Below are 23,385 nucleotides of genomic sequence, written 5' to 3'. Positions count from 1 at the left end.
ACTCAATTTAAAAACGATTAACTATGGCTAAACTAGAACTTGAAAATCTCCGTAAACAATTCGCTCCCTCTGTTGTTCCCGTTAAAGATATTAGTTTAGAAGTAAAAGATGGTGAATTTCTCACCTTACTCGGCCCTTCTGGATGCGGGAAATCAACCCTATTACGATTAATAGCAGGACTCGAACAACCCACCCAAGGAAAAGTCTTGATTGGCGGAAAAAATGTGACATCAACTCCACCCGGAAAACGCAATATTTCAATGGTTTTTCAAAGCTATGCACTGTATCCTCATATGAGTGTGTTTGAAAATATTTCAGCCGCTTTAAAATTGCGTAAAACTTCGCGAGAGGAAATCGAAAAACGAGTTCAAGATGTGACGCAACGACTCGGTTTAGAACATCTGCTAACTCGCAAACCCGGTCAACTTTCGGGAGGTCAGCGTCAGCGAGTGGCGTTGGCTCGTTCGTTAGTGCGAAATCCTGATATCTTTTTATTAGATGAACCTTTGAGTAATTTAGATGCGTTATTGCGAGAACAGGTTCGGGCTGATTTAAAACAGTTATTTGAATCCCAAAATAAGCCAGTCGTTTATGTCACCCATGACCAAATCGAAGCGATGACTTTATCGGATAAAATTGCGGTTTTGTGTGAGGGATATTTACAGCAACTCGCTTCTCCTCGTGAGATTTACACTGCACCTGCCAATAAGTTTATCGCGGGTTTTGTGGGAAGTCCTCAAATGAATTTACTCAAGCTTAACTGCCAGAAAAATACAGCAATTTTAGGAGAATATCAGATTATTTTACCTCCCTTAAAAACTCAACCTCATCAAGTTATTTTGGGAATTCGTCCTGAAGATATTAGCTTAGGAGAAATAGAAACGGGTCAAACAATCACAGGTTATATTTTTCTCGTTGAAGATTTTGGCAAAGAAAAATTACTGAGTCTGCGAGTAACAGGTTCGGATCATACAGTCAGAATGATGGTTCCTTCTGATCGAAGTTGGGAGGGAGAAAATATTACCGTTTCTCTGTTCAAAAAACAATTCCATTGCTTTGATGTGGAAACAGGCGATCGCCTCAATTCATCGACTTAAAATAAGAATCATCTAACCCATTCATTTTTTTATCTTAATGTTTTTCGCATAAAATGACTGATAAAATCGACAAAAATGGTGAGAAAAACAAAAACAATTAAGGTCGCCAAAACACTGTTATAATCAAAACTACTTAGTTGTTCTGTGAGTAACCGTCCTAAGCCACCTGCACCAACTAAACCCACAATTACAGTCGCCCGAATACAGACTTCCCAACGATAGAGAATATAGGCGATAAACCGGGGAAGCGTCAAGGGTAAAACGCCATAGATAAACACTTGAGGACTCGTGGCGCCTAACCCCGAAAGCGATCGCAAGGGACGCTGATCTAAATTTTCTGTAACTTCTGCCATTAATCGTCCTAAAATCCCCAGATTATGTAACCCTAAAGCAATGGCTCCGGGTAAAATTCCGGGAAATAAAATAAACATAAAAATTAACGCCCAAATGGGTTCAGGAACAGACCTAGCAAAGAGTAAGATAAACCGACTTATACCCCAAATGACGATACCAAAGTTGAACAAAGGAGGATTTTTATTTTGACTAAAATCAAAGATTCCACCGGGTAATAAGAAGTTATTTGCAGCCGGAAATGAGAGTAAAATCCCACCTAAACCTGCTATAATTATCGCTAAAATAGACAGGGCGAGAGTTTGTTGGGCTAGGGTAAAAAGCTGTTCAAGTTCGCTAAAATCGGGCGGCAACGCTTCTTGTAAAATTGAGACGAATAATTGCCAAGTTCGAGGCGACCACAGTTTAGAAAAATCAGCGTTAATATCCCAAAAGGAAAAACAAATTAAAATTAGGGTAAAATAACCAGATAGGGTAACAAAAGAAGGAAAACAATATTTCTTTACTGCTATATTTTCTGAATTTTCGTTGTATTTTTTGTCGGTTTTTAACTGCAAAATATTAAGATCTAAGCGAGAGGGCGCACCCAAACGATGACGCAAGCTTGAACTCCACAGATCGGTCAATCCGGTTAAAATAACTAATGCAATTAATAGCGTCCAAACTTGATGGTAACGCAAGGATTGAAGGCTGAGTAATATTTCATAACCTAAGCCACCCGCACCGATTATTCCTAATAGAGTCGCTGAACGGATAGAGCATTCAAATCGATAAAAAGTGTAAGATAAAAGGTTGAGAAAGGCTTGGGGAAATAGGGTGTAAAGAAAGGCGTTGAGAGGGGAAATACCACTACTCAAAAGGGCGGTTAAAGCTTGGCGTGGGGTTTCATCTAAAATATCTGAAAAAACTTTGGCGGTAATGCTACCAAAAGGAATGGCGATCGCGAAAATAGCGACAAGCGGATCGAGTCCAAAGATATTAATAAAAAATAAGCCCCAAATTGCTTCGTGAATGGAACGAGGAATAGCTAAAAGCGATCGCACAAATAACCAAGGGGTTGCTAAAGAATCAGGAGAAAGCGATCGCCACCAAATTTCTGAGGACAATAAACCGCCAATTACACCGATGAAAATACTGAAAACAGTACCACAAACTGCAAAGCTTAAGGTTTTTAAACTTGCTTCTAGGGTCAGTTGAATAAATTCTCGGTTAAGTTCGGGAGAAAAAGCAGCCTTGAGAAATGCTTTAACTAAGCTAAACCCGCCAAAGTTCAGTAATTCTTGTTGGAAAATTCCGGCTATTTGGCAGGACAAAATCAGAGATAAAGTTGTAATAATCAGCCAAACTGTTTTCCAGTTGATTAGAGAGGGACGTTTGATTTTAACGGTTGAATTCATTCCTTAAATTAGCGTTGATTAATAGAATTTTCTGATCAAATTGAGTGAGTTTTAAATTGAGTATCGTATAATTGATCAATCTGATCATCTGTTAAGCTGTTAGCCGGAAGATCAAAGAAAATTTTCCCTGCTTTTAAACCAATAATACGCTGATAATGACTGCGAGCAAATTCAATGGCGTGCAGACTGGTCACGAGAGTTTTATTAGTTTCTTGGCTTAATTGACGCAGTAAATCTATAATTTCCGAGGAGCGTTGCGGATCAAGACTAGAAATCGGTTCATCGGCTAAAATTGCAGTGGGATTTTGTACTAAAACCCTGGCGATCGCGACCCGTTGCTGTTGACCTCCTGAGAGGCGATCGGTACGTTCAAAGAGTTTTTCGGGAATTCCTACTTGTTGGAGGGCTTGGGTTGCTGTTTTAATTTCTAGAGGATAAATGAGTGAAATTGCAGCTTTTAAAAATGACCAACGCCCTAAATGACCTGCGTTAATATTATGAATCACTCGCAGATTATCCACCAGATTAAATTGTTGGTAAATTGTTCCGATTTGTTGTTGAACTTGACGACGTAATTTTGGACGCAGGTTTCTCAGATTTCGACCCAGTATGTAAACTTCACCTTGAGTTGGAATAATTGTACCATTTAGTAAACTCAGCAGGGTACTTTTTCCCGCACCAGAAGATCCAACTAATGCGACTTGTTCTCCTGCTGTAATCTTGATGTTAATATCAGTCAAGGACTGAAATTTTCCAAACCGATGTGTTACATTTTTGAGTTCAAAAATTGGAACATTTTGCATCATTGAACAAAGACACTGAATTTAAAAACTGACATCTATTTTAACCGTTTTTCCTGTGTCTTTATTATAAAGTGTTAGTTCCATCACATTATCAAATCGTTCGGCTCTCTCCACAACCCAAGAAGTCTGAATCAGAGTATTTACTTTGTCAGGATTGGGCATAATCACTTCTGCACCGGACTGAGCTTTTAAGATAATCAATGTGCCTAAGTTTGTTGACAATTGAAAACCTATTCTTTCGGTGTCAATTTGTGAGCGCGAGTAATTACAATTAAACAGTAGAAAACTAGAATCATTAGTCCCAGATTCATCAATCTGGCAGGATACAGTTGATTGTGCGATCGCTGAATTGGCTAGTCCAATCCCTAGAAAAAATAACAGCGTCAGAAATAGATTTTTGAGCATAGTATTTACCCAAAGATTTAGAGTATCGTTTTAATAGATTGATCCCTAGCTATTTCTAAATCATTTAGAATGAGGCCGTTAATCCAAAATTATATCGGATCAAAACACGGTTCAATTATTACTTTATTTTGCCAATTTCTCGCCCGACTTCCTCAATTTGAGAATAGTTGGAGTTTTGAGTGGTAATAAACTGACCTGCGCTGAACAAATCTAGGATTTCCTTTTCCTCCGGCACATTGGGATCAAGACTCATAAAAGCCTCTTGTACCTTTTGAACGAAGTCTGCGCCGTATTGTTCCTTAACTTGCGGGTGAATGACCCAATGGTAATCATAATAGGCAGGTGTACGCCAAATCACCTCAACCTGATCTAAGTTTATCGCATTTTCTTGAACTCGTTTTTCCCAAACTTTTTCATTGACTGCACCCACCTGATAGGTTCCGGCTTCTACTAATTTAATAGTCTTATCGTGATCGCCAGAAAAACCCGGTTCGCCTTTAAAATCTTCTAGAGTGACACCTGCTTGTTTGAGAAAATACTGCGGCATTAATCGCCCCGATGTTGAAGATTCACTTCCAAATGTCAAGGTTTTGTCTTTAAGTTTTTGCAGTTCAGAAATATCATTTAAAGGGGTAAGTTCGCTAGATTTGTGAGCAATGAATAAACTATGAAACTGTTGATCAACATCCCGTTGAGCGATCGCTTCTGCTCCCGGAACTTGTAGACGCGCTTGAACTCCCGTTAAACCGCCAAACCAAACTAAATCTAAATCCCCGACTTTAAAAGCTGTTACTGCTGCTGCATAATCTGTGACGGGTTTGTATTCAACGGGAACGCCTAGTTTTTGTTCTAAATAGGTGGCTAATTGTTGATACTTTCGCTGTAATTCTTCTGGATCTTGGTCAGGAATTGCACCCACAATTAACGCTTCTTCAGAGCCACCCGTTGACGTTTGAGAAGAAGGAGAAGAACAGGCTGCTAAAGGTAGCATAAAGACCAAGATTCCAAAAAACAAAAATTTTTTAATCATCAGTTGATTCCCTTGAATTGTGTGATCCTAAATCTTTTAGATTATACTATAATTTTAAGCGTTTTCAACTCTAATTAAAAATCTCTGGTTTTTGAAAAATTAGCAGATGTTGTTGAGGTAAAATGTCTTTTGTTTCTTGCCAAACTAAACCAACTGCTTGCATTTCTTTTTTCACTTGCTTTTCGCTCATTTTGTGCAAGCCTTTGATCATAACCCAGGGATTTTCCTTACGGTATTCTAGCAAAACAACCCGTCCTCCAGGCTTGAGACCTTGAACAATTCCCTGCATCATTTCTCGGGGATATTCAAATTCGTGATAAGCATCAACCATCAAAGCGATATCAACCGTTGATTCCGGTAAATTTGGGTTTTCAATATCCCCTAAAATTGTTTCAATATTGCTAATTTTTTCCTCCCTTTTCACAAATTCGATTAACTCTAACATTTCCGGTTGAACATCCACAGCCAAGACCTTTCCTTGAGGAACTAACGGACTAATTCTAAAGGTAAAATAACCCGTCCCCGCACCAATATCAGCCACAATATCAGTCGATTTAAAATCAAGTACATCAATTGCTTGTTGGGGTTGTTCAGAAGTCATGCGACTGGGACGTTCTAACCACGCTGCCCCCTCATGTCCCATAACCTGAGCAATTTCTCGACCCATATAAAACTTACCAATTCCATCGGGACTATGAACCAATCGTTCCTGATAAATGCTATCAGAATGGGAAACAGAAACAGACTCAAAAAAAGTACAACCGTTCAGTCCGATTGCGAATATAATGAACAGGAAAATGAGAGTAACTTTCTCAAAAAGTTTACTGAAAATTTGCATGACAACGAGTAACTGAATTGAGGTAATCTTAATCTATTGTACAGGAGGATCAGTATCCATGCGTCAAGAACATAATAAACTCGTGCGTGATCTCATTCCCGAAATAATTCGCCAAGCGGGTCGTCAGTGCGATAGCATTATCCTTTCAGAAAGCGAATATCGTCAAGCATTGCGGGATAAACTTTTAGAAGAAGCCCAAGAAGCAGCAACCGCAAATGGAGAAGATTTAATTGAGGAGTTGGCGGACTTACTGGATGTGATTGATGCTTTAATAGAGAGTCATAATATTCCTCAAGAATCGATTTTATTAACTCGCGATCAAAAACGTGCGGAAAAAGGCGGATTCACTCAGAAAGTAAAATTATTATGGACTGAGTAACTCTAGGGTTAAATCCAATAAAATCTGAGGTTAATCATGTTTTCTGACGTTCAAAACCATTGGGCGAAATCGTCCATTCTTGAGCTGGCTGGACGGAACCTTGTTAGCGGTTATCCCGATGGAACGTTTCGCCCCAATGCTCCAGTTACACGCGCTGAATTTGCGGTACTAATGTTCAATTGTTTTTCTGAAGCTCCTATTATTCGAGAACCCCTAAATTTTAAAGATGTTACCAAAACTTATTGGGCTTATGATGCGATTCAAAAGGCAACTTCTCGGGTTTTTTTAGTTGGTTATCCCGATAAAACTTTTAAGCCAGAACAACAAATTCCGAGAGTACAAACCATCATTGCTTATGCAGGTTATAAGAAGTTAGAGATTCCTACAGGGCCAGAAATTTATGTAAATACAAGTCTAGATCAACTGTTAAAACTCTATTTTGAAGATGCGGCTGATATTCCGATTTATGCTAAACCTTTAATGCTAAATGCTGCTTATCATTATTATGTTGTTAACTACCCAAATTCCAAGAAATTAAACCCGAATAAACCCTCAACCCGAGGTGAAGTTGCAGCGTTAATTTGTCAAGCTTTAAAGTTTTGGGGGGCTGTTACGGTTGAATCTATCGCCACAGAAAATCCCTTAGCGATCTTTCCTCAATATGATTTTGCGGCTCCCTTTTCTCAAGGATTAGCGGTCGTCAGTAATCGCTTAGAATATCCTAGTTTTGGTTATCAACAAATCGTGATTGATCAAAAAGGGAAACCTGTTATCGATCTTCAAGCCTATAATTGGACGAGTCTACAATTTTCTGATGGACTTTTGCAAGTTTCAGTTAATGAAAAGGCAGGGTTCATCACAAAAAGTGGAAATATGGTCATTTCACCTCAATTTGAAGCAGCATCGGATTTTTCAGAAGTGTTTGCTGCGGTATATATTGATGGGAAATACGGTTACATTGATCCCAGTGGAACGATGAGAATTCCTCCACAATTTGATCAAGCGGGTCAATTTAAAAATGGTATGGCAATGGTCAGTTTAAATCAAAAATATGGCTACATCAACCAACTGGGAAAAGTCATCATTCCAATCGAGTATGAATCTGCTTCAGACTTCTCCGAAGGACTCGCAAAAGTTAAAATAGAAGGAAAATTTGGTTTTATTAATCCTCAAGGAAATCTAGTCATCTCACCTCAGTTTGAATCTTGTGAATCTTTTTCTGAGGGGTTAGCGCGTGTGAAGTTAGAAAATCAGTATGGATTTATTGATAAAACGGGTAAAATTGTTATTAAAACCTCAAATCATGTTGAATCTTTTTCAGAAGGACTAGCCGCAATTTTAGTGAATGATAAATGGGGATTTATTGATAAAACGGGAAAAATTGTAATTGCTCCTCAGTTTTATGGTATAAACCATATCCAGCCTTCTATTGTTAAAAGGTTTTCAGAAGGACTGGCGGCTGTAAGATTAGGTGCAATTTGTGGGTTTATTGATCAAAATGGAAATTGGGTTATACGACCTAAATTTAGCGATGCAGATTCATTTTCAGAAGGTGTTGCATCGGTGAATTGGGGTGGAAAATGGATCTCTCGTCCTACAGCATATGATGGTTCAGCAGTACCTACTGATTGGGAAACCGTTTTAGAAGATGGAAAATGGGGATATATCAAAAATCCTTTAAAGTAAATTTAAAATTAATAAAATGACATTTAAAGACCTAGAAAAACACTGGACAAAAGACTGTATCCTAGAACTTGCTAAACGAAATCTCGTTAGCGGTTATCCTGATGGAACCTTTCGTCCAGACAAAGACATTAATCGCGCCGAATTTGCGGTTTTGATGTGTAATATCTTTCCTGATGCTAAAGTCAGACGTCAATCGATTAAATTCAAAGATGTTACCGAGAAACATTGGGCGTATAACGCCATAAAAACAGCTTCAGAAAAGGGATTTTTTGCAGGTTATCCAGATGGAAGCTTTCGACCTGAACAAAATATTACTCGTGTCCAAGCTATTACGGTTTTAGCAGCTTATTTGCAATACTCTTCTTTCTTGTTTGAGGAACATCCATTTGACAGATTTTTTCTAGATTCTACACTCATTCCCGGCTATGCTACAGAATATATAGCCAAAGCAATTCAAACCGGAATTATTGTAAATTATCCTGATATTCAAGAATTTAGACCTAATGAAAATACGACCAGAGGAGAAGTCGCAGCACTATTTTGTCGAGTTTTAAATTTCGCTGGAGTTCCCTTAGAATATGTTGTGGGTTTAGATATCAAACCGATGGAAATTCGCTCGTTACCCGGTCAACTCAATACTTTACCAACCTTTAACAGCAACAGCCCCGAACTAATACGTACTGAAGGTATTTTACTCTCCACTTTTCCACCCAATAACAAACAATTTCCAAAGGCTCATCTAAACTTTCCCTTTACCGGAAGATTTGATATCTTTTCCCATCATATTACACGGGCAGAAACCAAGTCAGAAACCCATCCTTTTTATCAAGGAATTATTCTGTACAATCCAACCGATAATAATATTAATGTTAAAATATTAGCGGCAGCGAGTTATCTAAGTACGCCCGATTCACCCTATATTAATTTACCTGAAAAACAAGAAAATTCCCAAGGAACTGTTTATTCAGGCCCGGGAAGTCGCACGATGAATGAGGTTCTGCGAGGCAATCGTCAAGATATCTTTCCTGAAGAATTAACCCTCGAACCTAAACAGTATAAAATGCTGATGAATTTGCCGATTCCGGTTCCGGGTTTTCCCGCTTCAAATGGTCGTTCAACGATGATCCGTCTCTCTACAACAGGTCAAATCTATGTAGCAGATTTAGCCCGAAAAGCTTCGTTAAATGCTGATAAAACCTATCGTCCCCCAACCTTATCAGAATGGGTTGAACTGTTAAATAATAAAGGACTCGCTGAACCTCGTGATAGAACTCCCACACCACTCGAACCCCAAGTCACTTTACCTATTGTTTTTAGTCGAGTTGCAGGAGTATCTCAGGGAACTGAATGGCAAGCCGAAATTACTGATAATCCTGAATCTAAAGTTCTCAGTATTCCTCAAATTGGAAAAGCCTTTTCCTATGTGATTGGAACCCTTCATAAAATTACACTCGGCACCCAACAAGTTCAGAGTGCTAAAATGTTAGTTCGATATCCCGATACCGCATTTTTTGCTCATGCTAACTATGGAATTGAGTACAAAATAGGCTTCACGTTATATAATCAGTTTAGTCAACAGCAAACCGTTCGGATTGGTTTTTCCTCTCCTTTAAAAAATGATGAAACCGATGCGCTGAAAAATCAGCTAATCTTTCTCCAGCATCCCCCAGAAGATACCTTTTTTCGCGGCACAGTTCGAGTAAGTTATGATAATCTACAAGGTGGTTTTAACATGGGTTATTTTCATCTGACCCAACCCCGTGGAAAACAGGGTGAAAGTATATTTTCGCGGGTTGATCTTCCACCCGCTTCACGTCACCGGGTTGAGATTAATTTTCTTTATCCACCTGACTCAACACCTCCCCAAGTTATTACAATTGAAAGTTATGTATTCTAAACCTCATCTCGCAGTCACATTAGGCGATCCTGCCGGAATAGGGCCGGAAGTTATTCTAAAAGCTTTAGCGGATCAAAGTTTAACTTCCGAATGTCATATCACCTTAATTGGTCATCGCAAAATTTTACAACAAACTTATGAAAACTTACACTCAATTTACTCATCTTTAGCTATTCCAGATGATTTAAATATTTTAGAAGTTGAACTGAATGAAAACTGCCATAAAATAACACCCGGAATCGGAAATATTGCCAGTGGTGCGGCAAGTTTTGCCTACTTAGAAACAGCGATCACCCAAACATTAGCCGGGAAATTTCATGCTATTGTCACCGCACCCATCGCTAAAACCCACTGGAAAGCAGCCGGACATGACTATCCAGGTCAAACCGAATTACTCGCAGAAAAAGCAGAAATTCAACGATTTGGGATGCTATTTGTCGCCAAATCTCCTCACACAAACTGGACTCTACGAACGCTATTAGCAACGACTCATATTCCGTTATCTGAAGTTCCTAAAGCCTTAAAACCTGAACTTTTGAGCTTGAAATTAGACTTATTAATTGAATGTTTAGAACAAGATTTTGGCATCAAAAATCCTAAAATTGCAGTCGCAGGTTTAAACCCTCATAGTGGAGAAAATGGGCAGTTAGGGACAGAAGAAAAAGACTGGATAATTGACTGGATAAAACAGCAAAGCGATCGCTATCCCCAACTGCAATTAGACGGCCCTATTCCACCGGATACCCTTTGGGTAAAACCGGGTCAAGCCTGGTATAATTCTGCAACAAATGCTCACGATGCCTATCTCGCCCTTTACCATGATCAAGGCTTAATTCCCGTTAAATTAATGGCATTTGATCGGGCTGTTAATACAACCATTGGTTTACCCTTTATTCGCACTTCCCCTGATCATGGTACAGCTTTTGATATTGTGGGAAAAGGGATAGCCGATGCTTCGAGCATGAAAGCTGCATTGCAGTTTGCGATAGAATTAACCCGTCAAAGATTACATGAAACTCAAAGCTAATTTTTTCTCAAACAATCCTGTATCATTAATATAAACAGAGTCAGTCATTGTGATGAATACTACTCAAATTTATCAAACAGAAAGTTCACCTCTCATTGTACAATTGCATCCAGTGATTGAGATGACAGATGAACAATTTTTTCCCTTATTAGGATGGTTAATTGACCCAATCCACCAACAAGTTTATATTGACCGCCCACCAACTCAAATAGAATGTTTATAAAATCCCGCAACCGTTAACGGTGATCCAGTGTTGTCGGGATTTGTATTAGATTTAAACAAAATTTTTTCAGGAATTAGTGAGACTTCAACCCCCATCCCACAGAGACTCTCAGCACAAGCCAAGTGATCAGCGTTATCACCATATTTAAGCCGACATATTTCCAAGTCCAAACTCCATTTAGACTACTTGCTAAAACCCCTTCAACTAAAAGAGCAGGAACCACTACACCGCCTAAAATTAACAGCAGATAGAATATTAAATTACCCCGATAAACCCAAGAAATTAACGTTAAAATGAGTCCGATAGGAATAAAAATAAGTCCATGATAAAGGATATAATATAATTGATTATTTTCGGGATTCAGAGGCATTTTTTCGGACAAGGATGAAAAAACAGACCAAAATAAAGCGGCTTCAGGTGTAAATTTTATGCTGTACAAGTTCTCAATACTGTCTAGATAAATTTTTAATTCTGAGCCAGTGTAGCTGATAATCATCTGATAGGTTTTCGGCTTTGAAAATACATCAAAAATCTGAACTTCGGGTTCCATTCCATTCTTTCCAGTTATCGGATTTCGCAAACGTATCCGTAATTCTGAACCGGACTGTCCGATCATAAAATTTCGATTCATTACATCATTGGAAATCGATAAAATGCGAGCAGGGCCATCTTGGGTTGAGTTGGAAGTTGTAATTTGAGTATTTAAAGTAAATTTAGAAGTTTGTCGAATTTTTTCACTTAATGACTTGACGGGTTCTGTACTAATTAAAGCGTGATTTTTACCTAGAAAAACACCTAGATCATTCACCTCTGTTGAGGGGGTTTCTATCCACTCTAAATCCGGTAAATTTCCCGTTTTATCAGAATAGTTATTTTTTAATTCCGTAAACTCGTAATCAGCAATTAACGAATCAGCAATCGCTGCACAGGATTTTTTTTCAGATAAAAGTTGAGAAATTTCGGCTTCTGATGCGGCTTGATTGGAAATACAAAGCTGAGAAATTTGACCTTCCCAACTGCGATATCTTGTTAATTCATCACCGATAATTAAAGGCAAATTATCATCCCAATCATTCAGTTGAGTTGCGGCTTGTAAGTTCCATAAGAGCAAACTCACAGTGATCACATACCCAATTAATACAAAAGTTAAACTGGGGAGAGAAAGCAGGGATCGAAACGAGCGATACAGAGAACTTAAAAAAGTTGCAGGTGTTTGTTCGAGTTTGTTTTTAATCACGTAAAAACTCAAACTTCCTAAACAACCACTGAGACTATTAGAAAATAGATCGACTGAAGTCGGCGCACGGGAAGGTAAAAAGACTTGTAATAACTCAACCGATGATGATAAAATAAGACTAAAAATACCAACAATTATAATCGTATCTGAGGGATTGAATTTATTTTTATTCAACAAAGCAGCTAAACTCAAGCCAAAGGGAATAAAAAGCAACAAATTCGCAAATAAATCCGTCCAGCTACTATGCTTCGTAAAGCGATCAATGATGAACTCTAGAGATAGATTCTCAGGAAAAACAAAGTTAAAGGGTAAAAGGGTCGTGAATAAAATTAGCAAGATGCTCACCAGAAGAATCACACCAGATCCGGCTTCAAGCAGAATCAACAAATTCTGGTCTGAAAAAGTTTTTTTCATAAGTAATTAACGACTATTGATTTGAGAGTGAGCCAGTTCTGTCGAAGTCCTGCGCCCACGCATTGATCAATTATAGCGTCACGATTTATAATTCCCCAACCGTCAAAGCCTCCAAACAGACTGAGGTTGACTCCATTGTTGTCGCAAATTTGTGGAAATAATCCGGAAACCAGACCCCAAAACATCACGAATAACAGGGGTAAAATTAACAGTTAGACTCGAGCAACAAAATTATTAAATACTGTACCCATATCATCGCCTCCCCACTCCCAATTGACCACCAAGCCAATCCGACGAATCAGAAGCGGTTGTTTTAACTTCGGATAAACATCAGTTAAAGCCCGATACAACACAGGTTCGTCATTAATTAAAGCCGTGTAATTCATCCCATCAAATACTACCCGCAACGTATGAGTGACGCCCCAATTAATCCGACGCCCCACCGACGCCCCAACTGCATCATAAACATCTTCAAACCCATGAATACAAAAAAATGATGAAATCGAAGCCCCCGTATAACTAGCACTCAAACAATTTGCCACAATCATATAATTACTTTCATCTTGCCAAAAAATTAATCCCCCTCGACCTTCCGTTTTCTTATTTTTATAGAGTTTTGGGGGAGTAATATCTACTTGCACATCGGCAAACAACGCATCATCCCAGTCAACGGTATAAACCGTTCGACCCGGATTAGGATTTGGCAAACTTGCTTTGACTTTTGCCCGATTTTTTCCCGTAATTATAATCGCTCCTTTTCCAAATTCTTTGTGCCAGCTTTTATTTCCTTGAGTTGTTCTTTTTCCCGATAAGTCTTGAGCCGAACCTTCAAATTTTTCTACGACAACCCTCGTCTTTCCATTTTCAAACCAAGGCGAACCCATGTCTATTTCATGGGGAATAGAAATCGAACGCGGATGAACTTCAAACTCGCGAAAATAAAGCTGATGATTAGCCTCTTTTGCCGCAAAACCAGCCCCAGTTGCTTGTTGAAATCGCGTTTCATTAAAAGATGTATTAAACAATAACTTACCGTTGAGATAGAGGTTAAAACTGTTGCCATCATCCAATATTTGCACCGAATGAATGCTGTTAGGCTGCAAAGACAAAGCATTACTAACCGCGATACTATTACCCCTGCCTTTTTGTTTAATCTGAAGCTGACATTGACTCTCACTCAGCCACAAACACCAGCAGTTTTCCTGATCCTGTACTCGCCACAAAATAGCAACGGGTGTTATAAGATCTGAAGTCTCAATTAAAGTATGAATAAGTCCACTCGTTTGACGGGGATTCAAAATAGCAAAACTATTGGATTGGATCGCGATCGCACCTTGAACAGACCGTTGATATTTTCCTTGAAAAACCTGCCACTTTCCCCCAACTTCCCCCACCATACTGTTAAGTGAACCTTTACCGACTAAGCGATCGGCCCCGTGAGCGGTACCATACCACTGCGTAAACGAGGGAATTTCGACAATTTGCGTACCGTAGACTCGCGTATCAATACTAAACCCAGTTTGTCCTAAAACGTTTTGATAGATAGCCCCATAAACGCTTTTATCCGTATTAAAGGGATCGATCGCCAGAGGACGCAGCTCGGGATAAGCCGTCAGTCCCAAAACGTTGGGAACAGAAGACGCATAATAGACGGCACCTTTTTCTCGCAAAATCACCACATAATAAACTTGCAGGTTTTGCAAGCCTTGAAAAGCAGACTGAAGCCTTTCACCCACACGAGTCCAAAGTTCTCCGTTTTCTGAGCCTGTCCCCTGAACAATAAAAGCATTTCCCTCGTTAAGCGGATCAACCGGAACCGGATTCGCAAACCAGCCCACCGCCAAGTTTTTATCCAGACGCGACTCCTGAAACCCTTGCGGGGTGTTATTCGCCCAAAATTGCCATCGCCGCCACATTCGCTGTTTGTAGGGACTTGCGACCAAACCCAAGAACTGCTGTAGGGGGGCGCGTGAACCACTCCCGGCGACCCAACGCAGCGATCGCCCCAGGATTGACTGCTGAAGATCCGCTCTGTGTGAGGTGTTGTGACCATTCAGCATGAACACCGCCAAAGTTAAGCCGTTTCTGCGACGATAAGGCCCATAGGCTATTCCCTGACGTCCCCAACCCGGTTTGAGCAAATAAGGTAGACGCAAAGCGTCGTTATCAATGGCGATCACTCCTTCTCGGTCGCTTCCCTGACGCAGCAGGCCACTCCCAGAGAGAGTTCCAAGGGTTTGACCGGGTAAACGTTCATCGGAGTAGGAGTCCGTTGTTAGCTTTTGAACGGCTATCAGTGGGTCTACATTTTTCATTGTTGAATTCAATGTTTTATACTCCGAGATTGCTCGATTTTGTGGTTTTGTTTTGTTGATGGCTGGCAAAATTACGATTTCTCAAATCAACCCTATTCTCTTTTTTATCTCCGCGATGAACCGACCCTCAACTTATATGAAATACTTAAATGGTTGCTACAGATAATCGATGGGGTGATAGAGAGACAGTTATCAGTCACCAAGAGCGTAGGGGGAATTCATAAATTACCCCTACCAGTTAACCGTTTTTGCATGAGTGCATGGGTGCCTTTTGTATGGGTGCCTTTTGCATGAGTTTCTCTTGCATGAACACCTCTTAATATTTACCCTAATATAACCCCTCTTAAAAGACAATCATTCAATCCTAACTTGAGCAAATCTTTACAATAGAGGGGGTTAATCTTCTACTCACTTTACAAAGACAGGTGTTATGTAAAGTTCAGGCTTCAATAGGTCTAGACCTTTTTCAGTTAGAGAAATAGCCTGAATCAACTTCCTCTCAAATAACTAAACTGGGGGAACTTCTGCGGAAGTCGTCTGTTCTTGGGAAGCAAAATAATAGGGCCAAAGGCGATCGCAAAAGAATAATGTTCCTGAACCGACACAGACTGGAATAGCCAGTAAATTCACAAACGGAATCATAATTAATCCCAAACAAACGAAAGCAAAACTCCCACTTGCGGGTAACGCTAAACGGAACATTTTCAACTTCTCTCTAAACTTTAACCGTCGTCGTTCTAAAGGAGCATCTACAAAGTCTAAAAAAGTCACCGTCGCCGCCAGTGAAAATCCGCCGATTGTGAATAAAATCGAGCCATAAACGGGTAAAAAATTGAGCAGTAATAACGGTATTCCGATTCCCAATTGGAGGGCGATTTTTTTCAGTTCAAATAAAAGCGCTCGTCCGATATCTTGGAAAATACTCGTTAAACTATTGGGGGGGAGAACTGCTGGTTTACCTGTTCTTAATTCTTCCAGTTTTTCCGAAAGTTGACCATACCAAGGCGCACCCAAAATTCCCCCAAATTGCAGCAATAGAAACCCAATCACAAACAGTAAAGCCCCAACTAACACCATTCGCAGTAACCAACCCAAAATCACCGCAGATACATCTAAATACCTCAACCAGGTTGGTAAATTTGCCACCCAAGTATCAATCTGATGATCTAAGTTAGAAACGAGAACCTCAATCCCATTCAAGCCCGGAAACAGTAACCCCACATACAGGAGAATACCGACAATAATATTAACGATAATAGGAACAATCACATACCCCCAAAGATTAGGCGTTCGGATAAACAAACCCAAGGCTCTAAAGGGGTAAGTGAAGCCCAAAATTAATCCCAAAGGGGCATGAATCAACGAGGGAGGTTGTTTAATTTGTAGAGGTTTCATGCAGGATTAAAAATCAAAATTAAACTCGGACAACCCAGCCGTAAGGATCTTCACATTTAGCTGTTTTAATGTCTTCCAATTTCTGACCCACAGCATGACTATACTTATATTCAGAAACCGGAGGCAAAGTCAAATCTCTTCCTTGATAGTTAATCGTTGAAATCGGAGCTATCGTCGCCGCCGTACCCATTCCAAAGGCTTCCATCAAAACACCGCCATCATAAGCTTCGACAATTTCATCAATAGAAACCAGTCGTTCTTCAACAGCAACTCCCATATCTCTAAACAAAGTTAACACAGTATTACGGGTAATTCCATTTAAAATCGTTCCCGTTAGTTTTGGAGTAACAACAACGTTATCGATTACAAACGCCAAATTCATCGTACCGCATTCTTCAATGTATTTTCGATGAATCGCATCCAACCAAATCACATTATCATAACCTTGAGCTTTCGCCTCTTTATCGGCTAATAAACTCGCGGCATAATTCCCGGCAACTTTCGCCGCACCTGTTCCCCCTTCACAAGCGCGAACATATTGCTCTGTAACTATCAATTTAACGGGTTGAGAATAATAGGCCCCCACTGGACAAGTAATAATAAAAAATTTGTAACTTTCAGACGGTTTCAAACCAATTAACTCATCCGTCGCAAAATAAATCGGTCGGATATATAAACTTCCTTCTCCCGCAGGAATCCAATTTGAATCAAGTCGAATTAATTCTGTTAAGCCCGCTAGAAAAACATCCTTAGAAATTGCCGGCATACATAATCGTTGAGCTGATAAATTAATCCGTTCAAAATTCGCTTCAGGTCGAAACAGTAACGGTTCTCCGGCCGGACTTTTATAGGCTTTCATTCCTTCAAAAACCGCTTGACCATAATGTAAAGCAGACAGAGAAGGCGCCATTTCTACGGGTCCGTAGGGAACAATTTTTGCCTCCTGCCAATTTCCCTCATCATAGGAAGCGACAAACATATGATCACTAAATACCTTACCAAAGGGAATCTTGTCACTGTTGAGTTCGTTAAGGCGGGAATGGGTAACTTTTTCAACCGAAAGATCAGGAGCGAATGTTGACATAAAGGGTTCTATCCTTGAATAAGCTGAATTTCATCTATTCTATCAGTAAATGCGATAGGATACAAAAAGGACTTCTTTGTACTCTATTCTCCGTGAACAACTGACTTTAACCCCCACTCCTCTAAATCTAATGTCAACTCAAGTCATCATTGCAATTTGTTTTATCGCCTTCCTACTCTTATTTGCCGTTGTCGGGATTTATTCAGCGACTAAAAAGCAAAACAACACCACCGATTATTTACTCGCGGGTCGAAACGTTAATCCTTGGTTAACTGGACTTTCAGCCTTTGCAACTTCTCACAGTGGCGGAATGTTCATCAGCACAATTGGCTTTACTTACCAAGCTGGAATTTCGTCAGTATGGCTATTACTAGGATGGTTTTTGGGAGATTATCTAGCATGGTTTATTGTTCACAAACCGTTGCGAGAAGTTTCCGAAGAAAACCAATCCGAAACCATTGGTTCTTTTTTAAATAACAACTGCAAACAAAATCGTTCTATCGCTATTATTTCTGCTTTAATTACCATCCTTTTTCTCGGTGCTTATGCCGCCGCTCAACTGATCGCTGGCGGTAAAGCTCTCTATGCTGTTTTTGGTTGGGACTACTCGTTCGGCATCATTGTTGGAGCTATTATCGTCATTTTATACTGTTTTTCTGGCGGAATTCGAGCTTCTATTTGGACGGATGCAGTGCAGGCTGTTGTGATGATGTTTTCCATGTTGATGCTGTTAGTTGTTTCTATCGCAGCTTGTGGAGGAATGGGTGAACTTTGGAGACAATTAGAACAAACTGACCCCGCTTTAATTAATCCCGTTCCTCCTAATCTTCAGTTTGGATTTGGGCTATTTTTACTCAGTTGGTTATGTGCTGGTTTTGGAGTAGTCGGTCAACCGCATATTATGGTGAGAGCAATGGTTCTTGACTCCTCTAAAAACATGGCTTTAGCCCGCAATATTTATGCCGTTTTGTACATCATCTTTTCTGCTGCTGCTATTGGCATTGCATTAGCTGCAAGAGTTCTCATTCCTGATTTAATCACCAATGGAGATCCAGAATTAGCCCTCCCGCAAATGGCAATGCAACTCTTACCCGCCGTTTGGGTCGGTGTGATTTTAGCCGGAGTATTTTCGGCTGTTGTTTCCACGGCTGATTCTCAAATTCTCTCCTGTTCAGCCGCTTTAAGTCAAGATATTTTCCCAGAAACCGCTCACTCTTATAAACTCGCAAAATTAGCAACTTTAACCGTGACAGTTATTGTCCTAACCATTGCTTTAGCCAGTGATAAAAATATGTTTGCGTTGGGTGTTTTTGCTTGGTCAGCATTGGCTTCTGCTTTAGGGCCATTATTAGTTTTACGAGCTTGGAAATGTCCTGTTAGCCCGGCGGTGGGAGTCACCATGATGCTGGGGGGAATTACCGTCGCCGCCGTTTGGAATGCCGTTTTGGGACTCTCTAATTCAATTTATGAAGTATTACCGGGAATGGCGGCAGGTTTGTTAATTTATTTATGTTGTTTGCTATTGAAGCCAAAAAAGAAAAGTTTGCTCTAAAACTCTTCCCACCCAACAAGATCTCTAGATGATGATCTAAAATATTAACCCAAATCAATTTTATCGTTTCAACTCCCATAAAGTTTTTGAATTTACGTTATAATTTAACTCAGATAACCATCAAGACAACCTACAATCAAAGCACGTTAAAATGAGACCACAACCGATTCCTCCTCAACCGGGTCAAGAGTCTGTTTGGGATTATCCCCGTCCGGCAATTTGGCAAGATGTCAGTCAACCCATTAAAATCATCTTTAATGGAGAAGTCATCGCCGAAACTCAACAAGCCAAACGAGTTTTAGAAACCAGTCATCCGCCTGCTTACTATATACCCGCAGAAGACATTAAGCTAGAGTATTTGATTGAAACCCCCCGAATAACGTTGTGTGAATGGAAAGGCCGCTGTGTTTATTACGAAGTTAAATTAGGCGATAAACACGTCTATCCCGGTGCTTGGCGTTACTTTGATCCCACCCCGAATTTTGTTCCGATCAAAGACTCCTATGGCTTCTATGCGAATGTCATGGATGCTTGCTATGTCGGTGATGAATTAGTTACACCCCAACCCGGTAACTTTTATGCAGGTTGGATCACCAAAAATATTGTAGGCCCGTTTAAAGGAGAGCCGGGAACAATGGGTTGGTAAGTTGATTTTACCCCAGTATCTTACCAAGAGAAGCAGGTTTAGAGCAAGGTCGTTTACGACGGATTATTTTTGTGCTACAATAGTTTATCGTGGCTTGATGCCGATAATCTATGCTTGTGTATGAAATGAAGCTGCAAGGAACACAATACCAGTACAGAAAGTTAGACGAAGCTATCCGTACTGGTAGGTTTGTTCGTAACAGCATCATCAAAGCATGGATAAATGGTCAAGTTCAAAGCCGCAACGATGCCTATCGCTACTGCAAACTGCTGTCAGACAATCCTAGTTTTCCTTGGGTGAACAAACTCAATTCTATGGCTCGACAAGCACACGCAGAGAGAGCATGGGCATCAATTTAAAAACGGATAGAGAAGCGGAAGAACGGATTAACTTAACTGTAAAACCCATAGATCTTGGCATCTCACAGATAGCTTAATCCGTTAAATCCTTATCCTATCTGTTTTAAATTGAACGATTTTATCAAAATTGTCGGCAAAAAATACCAGGTCGAAAAGGCTTTCCCCAATTTAAAAAGTACCAAGTCAGAGCATCTGTTGAGTACAAAACTTCGGGCGGTCAACTTTCAGAGGATAGACGCTATTTAACGTTTTCCGACAAGTTTCAAGCATCCCCCCTATCCCCCCTTTCTAAGGCAGGGCCGTTTCATTCTAAAATTTTGCGATCGCGCTTGACATAAGAAATTAGGCTGTTTTACTCCTTTTTTCTTCAGAAAATCTAAAATCCTAGAAAAACATAGCGATCGCCAAGCTAAAACTTCACTTTGGACTCCCATCGGTTAATCTGAAGTTTAATAATAAAACTGGCGATCGCTCTTGATGTAGAATGATAGCGATCGCCAGCATTTTTAAAAAAACTTTAGATATGAACAGTCTAATTGAAGAACTCAAAAAAGTCAAGGACTTTCGCCGAAGCCAAGGCAAAAGATATCCTTTGTGGTTAATTTTATTGATAATTATTTTAGGAACGATGCAGGGATATTTAGGATATAGAGCTTTGGGAGACTTTGCCAAAGCGAATCAAGGGTTAATCGGTAAAAAGTTTAAGATTTTCTCAGAAAAAGTACCATCTTATTCGACAATGAGACGAGTGTTAATGGGAGTAGACTGGCTACAACTTCAGCAAATATTTAATCAATGGTCTGGTAATTTGTGTGAATCTGATGAGTTCAGCGATTGGGTTTGTATTGATGGCAAAAGTTTGAAAAGTACAGTGAAAAACTACGAGAATCACTGCCAAAATTTTGTTGTTATGGTTTCTTTATATAGTCAAATAGATGGAGTTGTTTTAGGGGTGAAAAGATTCGAGAATAAACACAGTTCAGAAATTCAGGAAGCTCAAGAGCTAATCAGGGATTGCTCATTAAAGAACAAGGTTTTTACTCTGGATGCTTTGCACTGTCAAAAGCCAACTCTTCAATCTATTGTTGAATCGGGAAATCATTATGTAGTTCCCGTCAAAAAAAATCAAAAAAAATTATATCAATCTTTGGAATCGGCGACCAAAAATAAAAAACCTCGCAGTATTAGCCTAGAACAAGAGCAGAGTCATGGTCGAACTCTATCACGTCAAGTTTTGGTTTTCAAAAGTCTTGATTCTCTCAAGCCTGACTGGTGTGGAGTTGAAAGTTTAATCCGGGTTGAAAGATGGGGAACAAGAGGGAATAAGGATTATTATCAAGTGGCTTACTACATCAGTAGCCTGTTGGAAAAAGCTCAAGTTTTGGGGACGATAATTAGAGGGCATTGGCAAATAGAGAATCGGCTTCATTGGGTCAAAGATGTAATTTTTAAAGAGGATAATTCTCAAATACATCACTTTCAAGCACGAACGAATTTATCAATTCTTCAAACTCTTGCAATAAACCTTTTTCGACTCTTGGGATTTTCCTCAATTACAGAAGGTCAAAGATGGCTTAATAACAGGTGGTTTTGGCTTTGGATTTTGTTAGAATGAAACGGCCCTGCCCTTTCTAAGGGGGAACCAAAAGGGGGGATGGGGAAGTCGAGATTTGCACTTCTATCAACTCCAACAAATTAAACGGGTTAGGGTGATTAGAAGACACGATGGGTATTATGCTCAATTTTTGATAGACCATGAAAGGGAGGAAAACAAAGAACTCAGTAACAAACAAACAGGTTTGGATGTCGGTTTAAACCATTTCTACACCGATTCTTTTGGCTCACAGGTAGAGAATCCCCGTTTTCTAAGAAAAGATGAGCGACGAATTAAAAAGCTGCAACGTCGGTTATCAAGAACAAAAAAGGGAAGTCAAAACCGTAAAAAAGCAAGGAATCGTTTGGGTAGGGGAGGTGCGGGTGCGGAACCTGCGTCCGCACATAGAGCGCCGTCGCATCTCAAGGTTTCACGCAGACGTAATGATTGGGTTTGTAAACAGGCCCAACACGTCATACAGTCTAACGACTTGGTAGCGATTGAAAACCTACGGATACGCAATTTAGTTAAAAATCATCATCTAGCCAAATCAATTAATGATGCTGCTTGGTACAGATTTAGAGAATGGTTGGAGTATTTTGGGAGAATTTATGGGGTTCCGGTGATTGCCGTTGAACCTGCATACACGTCTCAAAACTGCTCAAATTGTGGTGAAAAGGTTGTGAAAACTCTCAGCACCCGGACTTCACGAATGTCCTCACTGTGGGTATGTAGCAGACCGAGATGAAAATGCCGCCAAAAATATTCTAAAATCTGCACTTAAACAACTATCAAATACCGTCGGGCAGACGGAAATCAACGCCTCCCGAGAGACTGACCTCTGCTTGGACGGGGAAACCCAATCCTTGTAAGTCAACTCATAGAAAGAGGAAGCCCAAATAGTGATGTTTGGAATCTCCGTTGTTTACGACGGAGAGGATGTCAAGGCTGATTTTTCTTTCCGAAAACCCTGTTAGACAACAGTTTTTCAACGGGTGTGGCAGGACTCGAACCTGCGGCAGGCTGCTTAGAAGGCAGCTACTCTATCCACCTGAGTTACACACCCAAAATTCAAATCTTGAGGTATATTATAGCTTACCTGAGTCCGTTATAAAGTCTTCAGTCAAATTCAAGCAACTTAATCGCCATTGTCCGTTATGTTCCATTGGATTCAAGCGGATTGAAACTGAGCCTGGACTTGCCTGCCCCAAACAGGCGAAGATGATAAGTTTAGCACTTAGACGGGAAGCCCCGCGCTCTACCCGCTCTTGGTGAGCGTCGGGATGAGAGGCGCGTGAGTCGGAGCGAAGCGGAGACGAACAATCTCCTATAGCGCTAGTCGGGTGCGTTCTGATTTTCGATGTACTGAGGCAGAACCGAAACAGTGACACCACCGCATGACGCTTCGGAAATACGACTCATTCCAAAGCACATCTTTCCAATAGACGCTGTTAAAGTGTTCTGCAAACTCGCTTTGGATGCGACGACTGGAAACCGATTTGATATTGTTCACAAATTTAGATAAGTCCATTTACCAAGAGAAGCAGGTTTAAAGCCCCGTCGTTCACGACGGATTATTTTATGCTAACATAAGTTTATCGTGGCTTGATGCCGATAATCTATGCTTGTGTATGAAATGAAGCTGCAAGGAACGCA

At 40.1% G+C, this 23,385-nt stretch carries 18 protein-coding genes, 1 tRNA gene and 4 pseudogenes; 12 read left to right on the top strand and 11 right to left on the bottom strand.

The window, feature by feature from the left end:
* The first annotated feature begins 23 nt into the window (after positions 1–23).
* A complete protein-coding gene (locus tag VB836_RS27170; RefSeq protein ID WP_323224238.1) occupies positions 24–1,097 on the top strand; it encodes an ABC transporter ATP-binding protein in 1,074 nt (357 codons plus the stop codon).
* Positions 1,098–1,126: 29 nt separating this feature from the next.
* Here VB836_RS27170 and VB836_RS27165 read toward each other — a convergent pair whose 3' ends face one another.
* The 5 genes from VB836_RS27165 to VB836_RS27145 all read right to left on the bottom strand — a co-directional run bounded on the left by VB836_RS27165 (position 1,127) and on the right by VB836_RS27145 (position 5,921).
* Positions 1,127–2,845: a PhnE/PtxC family ABC transporter permease gene (locus tag VB836_RS27165; RefSeq protein ID WP_323224236.1), complete on the bottom strand. Its 1,719-nt coding sequence runs from the start codon at positions 2,843–2,845 to the stop codon at positions 1,127–1,129.
* Between the two features lie 35 nt (positions 2,846–2,880).
* Complete coding sequence (locus VB836_RS27160; protein WP_323224234.1) at positions 2,881–3,651, bottom strand: phosphonate ABC transporter ATP-binding protein; 771 nt, start codon at positions 3,649–3,651, stop codon at positions 2,881–2,883.
* 18 nt (positions 3,652–3,669) lie between these two features.
* Positions 3,670–4,053 (bottom strand): hypothetical protein, encoded by a 384-nt coding sequence (locus VB836_RS27155; RefSeq protein ID WP_323224231.1) that lies wholly within the window; start codon positions 4,051–4,053, stop codon positions 3,670–3,672.
* Between the two features lie 118 nt (positions 4,054–4,171).
* A complete protein-coding gene (locus VB836_RS27150) occupies positions 4,172–5,083 on the bottom strand; it encodes a putative selenate ABC transporter substrate-binding protein (protein ID WP_323224230.1) in 912 nt (303 codons plus the stop codon).
* A gap of 70 nt (positions 5,084–5,153) precedes the next feature.
* Positions 5,154–5,921, bottom strand: a complete 768-nt coding sequence (locus VB836_RS27145) for a class I SAM-dependent methyltransferase (protein WP_323224228.1) — start codon at positions 5,919–5,921, stop codon at positions 5,154–5,156.
* A gap of 58 nt (positions 5,922–5,979) precedes the next feature.
* Here VB836_RS27145 and VB836_RS27140 point away from each other — a divergent pair, with 58 nt between their 5' ends.
* The 5 genes from VB836_RS27140 to VB836_RS27120 are packed head-to-tail and all read left to right on the top strand — an operon-like array spanning position 5,980 to position 11,133.
* A complete protein-coding gene (locus VB836_RS27140; protein ID WP_323224226.1) occupies positions 5,980–6,300 on the top strand; it encodes a nucleoside triphosphate pyrophosphohydrolase in 321 nt (106 codons plus the stop codon).
* 36 nt (positions 6,301–6,336) lie between these two features.
* Positions 6,337–7,986, top strand: a complete 1,650-nt coding sequence (locus VB836_RS27135; RefSeq protein WP_323224224.1) for a WG repeat-containing protein — start codon at positions 6,337–6,339, stop codon at positions 7,984–7,986.
* A gap of 16 nt (positions 7,987–8,002) precedes the next feature.
* Complete coding sequence (locus VB836_RS27130) at positions 8,003–9,883, top strand: DUF3370 family protein (protein WP_323224222.1); 1,881 nt, start codon at positions 8,003–8,005, stop codon at positions 9,881–9,883.
* The gene (gene pdxA / locus VB836_RS27125) at positions 9,873–10,910 is read left to right on the top strand and encodes a 4-hydroxythreonine-4-phosphate dehydrogenase PdxA (RefSeq protein WP_323224220.1); all 1,038 of its coding nucleotides are present in this window, start codon (positions 9,873–9,875) and stop codon (positions 10,908–10,910) included. The genes VB836_RS27130 and pdxA overlap by 11 nt, the downstream gene beginning before the upstream one ends.
* 52 nt (positions 10,911–10,962) lie before the next feature.
* Positions 10,963–11,133: a hypothetical protein gene (locus tag VB836_RS27120; RefSeq protein WP_323224218.1), complete on the top strand. Its 171-nt coding sequence runs from the start codon at positions 10,963–10,965 to the stop codon at positions 11,131–11,133.
* Positions 11,134–11,206: 73 nt separating this feature from the next.
* Here the strand turns inward: VB836_RS27120 and VB836_RS27115 are convergent, their stop codons facing one another.
* The 4 genes from VB836_RS27115 to VB836_RS27100 form a co-directional block, all read right to left on the bottom strand.
* Positions 11,207–12,784 carry a VanZ family protein gene (locus tag VB836_RS27115; RefSeq protein WP_323224217.1) on the bottom strand — a complete coding sequence of 526 codons (1,578 nt, stop codon included), beginning with the start codon at positions 12,782–12,784 and terminating at the stop codon, positions 11,207–11,209.
* 212 nt (positions 12,785–12,996) lie between these two features.
* Positions 12,997–15,099 (bottom strand): nucleotide-binding protein, encoded by a 2,103-nt coding sequence (locus tag VB836_RS27110; protein ID WP_323224214.1) that lies wholly within the window; start codon positions 15,097–15,099, stop codon positions 12,997–12,999.
* 507 nt (positions 15,100–15,606) lie between these two features.
* On the bottom strand, positions 15,607–16,494 hold the full coding sequence (locus tag VB836_RS27105) for an EI24 domain-containing protein (RefSeq protein ID WP_046277695.1): 888 nt from the start codon (positions 16,492–16,494) through the stop codon (positions 15,607–15,609).
* Positions 16,495–16,513: 19 nt separating this feature from the next.
* A complete protein-coding gene (locus VB836_RS27100) occupies positions 16,514–17,578 on the bottom strand; it encodes a branched-chain amino acid aminotransferase (protein WP_323224212.1) in 1,065 nt (354 codons plus the stop codon).
* A gap of 130 nt (positions 17,579–17,708) precedes the next feature.
* Here VB836_RS27100 and VB836_RS27095 point away from each other — a divergent pair, with 130 nt between their 5' ends.
* From VB836_RS27095 to VB836_RS27070, 6 genes and pseudogenes are all read left to right on the top strand, one after another.
* The gene (locus VB836_RS27095; protein ID WP_323224210.1) at positions 17,709–19,130 is read left to right on the top strand and encodes a sodium/proline symporter; all 1,422 of its coding nucleotides are present in this window, start codon (positions 17,709–17,711) and stop codon (positions 19,128–19,130) included.
* Positions 19,131–19,281: 151 nt separating this feature from the next.
* Positions 19,282–19,776: a DUF427 domain-containing protein gene (locus VB836_RS27090; protein WP_323224208.1), complete on the top strand. Its 495-nt coding sequence runs from the start codon at positions 19,282–19,284 to the stop codon at positions 19,774–19,776.
* A gap of 110 nt (positions 19,777–19,886) precedes the next feature.
* Positions 19,887–20,129, top strand: a pseudogene (locus VB836_RS27085) (hypothetical protein); the annotation flags it as partial.
* A gap of 113 nt (positions 20,130–20,242) precedes the next feature.
* Positions 20,243–20,401: pseudogene (locus tag VB836_RS27080) on the top strand (RNA-guided endonuclease TnpB family protein); the annotation flags it as partial.
* Between the two features lie 257 nt (positions 20,402–20,658).
* On the top strand, positions 20,659–21,750 hold the full coding sequence (locus VB836_RS27075; RefSeq protein ID WP_323224207.1) for an ISAs1 family transposase: 1,092 nt from the start codon (positions 20,659–20,661) through the stop codon (positions 21,748–21,750).
* Between the two features lie 40 nt (positions 21,751–21,790).
* Positions 21,791–22,632: pseudogene (locus tag VB836_RS27070) on the top strand (RNA-guided endonuclease InsQ/TnpB family protein); the annotation flags it as partial.
* An 89-nt stretch (positions 22,633–22,721) separates the two neighbouring features.
* Here the strand turns inward: VB836_RS27070 and VB836_RS27065 are convergent.
* Positions 22,722–22,795: transfer RNA gene (locus VB836_RS27065), tRNA-Arg, on the bottom strand.
* 269 nt (positions 22,796–23,064) lie between these two features.
* A pseudogene (locus VB836_RS27060) lies at positions 23,065–23,260 on the bottom strand (transposase); the annotation flags it as partial.
* Positions 23,261–23,385: the final 125 nt, after the last annotated feature.

Origin of the sequence: Limnoraphis robusta BA-68 BA1, assembly GCF_034932365.1 — a bacterium.
Lineage (GTDB): Bacteria > Cyanobacteriota > Cyanobacteriia > Cyanobacteriales > Microcoleaceae > Capilliphycus > Capilliphycus robustus.
This window is presented reverse-complemented; position numbering and strand designations above follow the sequence as displayed.

Bases quoted from the DNA above. Each gene is read 5' to 3' on its own strand.
- VB836_RS27170 (WP_323224238.1), top strand. From the start codon at position 24: ATGGCTAAACTAGAACTTGAAAATCTCCGTAAACAATTCGCTCCCTCT.
- VB836_RS27165 (WP_323224236.1), bottom strand. From the start codon at position 2,845: ATGAATTCAACCGTTAAAATCAAACGTCCCTCTCTAATCAACTGGAAA.
- VB836_RS27160 (WP_323224234.1), bottom strand. From the start codon at position 3,651: ATGATGCAAAATGTTCCAATTTTTGAACTCAAAAATGTAACACATCGG.
- VB836_RS27155 (WP_323224231.1), bottom strand. From the start codon at position 4,053: ATGCTCAAAAATCTATTTCTGACGCTGTTATTTTTTCTAGGGATTGGA.
- VB836_RS27150 (WP_323224230.1), bottom strand. From the start codon at position 5,083: ATGATTAAAAAATTTTTGTTTTTTGGAATCTTGGTCTTTATGCTACCT.
- VB836_RS27145 (WP_323224228.1), bottom strand. From the start codon at position 5,921: ATGCAAATTTTCAGTAAACTTTTTGAGAAAGTTACTCTCATTTTCCTG.
- VB836_RS27140 (WP_323224226.1), top strand. From the start codon at position 5,980: ATGCGTCAAGAACATAATAAACTCGTGCGTGATCTCATTCCCGAAATA.
- VB836_RS27135 (WP_323224224.1), top strand. From the start codon at position 6,337: ATGTTTTCTGACGTTCAAAACCATTGGGCGAAATCGTCCATTCTTGAG.
- VB836_RS27130 (WP_323224222.1), top strand. From the start codon at position 8,003: ATGACATTTAAAGACCTAGAAAAACACTGGACAAAAGACTGTATCCTA.
- pdxA (WP_323224220.1), top strand. From the start codon at position 9,873: ATGTATTCTAAACCTCATCTCGCAGTCACATTAGGCGATCCTGCCGGA.
- VB836_RS27120 (WP_323224218.1), top strand. From the start codon at position 10,963: ATGAATACTACTCAAATTTATCAAACAGAAAGTTCACCTCTCATTGTA.
- VB836_RS27115 (WP_323224217.1), bottom strand. From the start codon at position 12,784: ATGAAAAAAACTTTTTCAGACCAGAATTTGTTGATTCTGCTTGAAGCC.
- VB836_RS27110 (WP_323224214.1), bottom strand. From the start codon at position 15,099: ATGAAAAATGTAGACCCACTGATAGCCGTTCAAAAGCTAACAACGGAC.
- VB836_RS27105 (WP_046277695.1), bottom strand. From the start codon at position 16,494: ATGAAACCTCTACAAATTAAACAACCTCCCTCGTTGATTCATGCCCCT.
- VB836_RS27100 (WP_323224212.1), bottom strand. From the start codon at position 17,578: ATGTCAACATTCGCTCCTGATCTTTCGGTTGAAAAAGTTACCCATTCC.
- VB836_RS27095 (WP_323224210.1), top strand. From the start codon at position 17,709: ATGTCAACTCAAGTCATCATTGCAATTTGTTTTATCGCCTTCCTACTC.
- VB836_RS27090 (WP_323224208.1), top strand. From the start codon at position 19,282: ATGAGACCACAACCGATTCCTCCTCAACCGGGTCAAGAGTCTGTTTGG.
- VB836_RS27075 (WP_323224207.1), top strand. From the start codon at position 20,659: ATGAACAGTCTAATTGAAGAACTCAAAAAAGTCAAGGACTTTCGCCGA.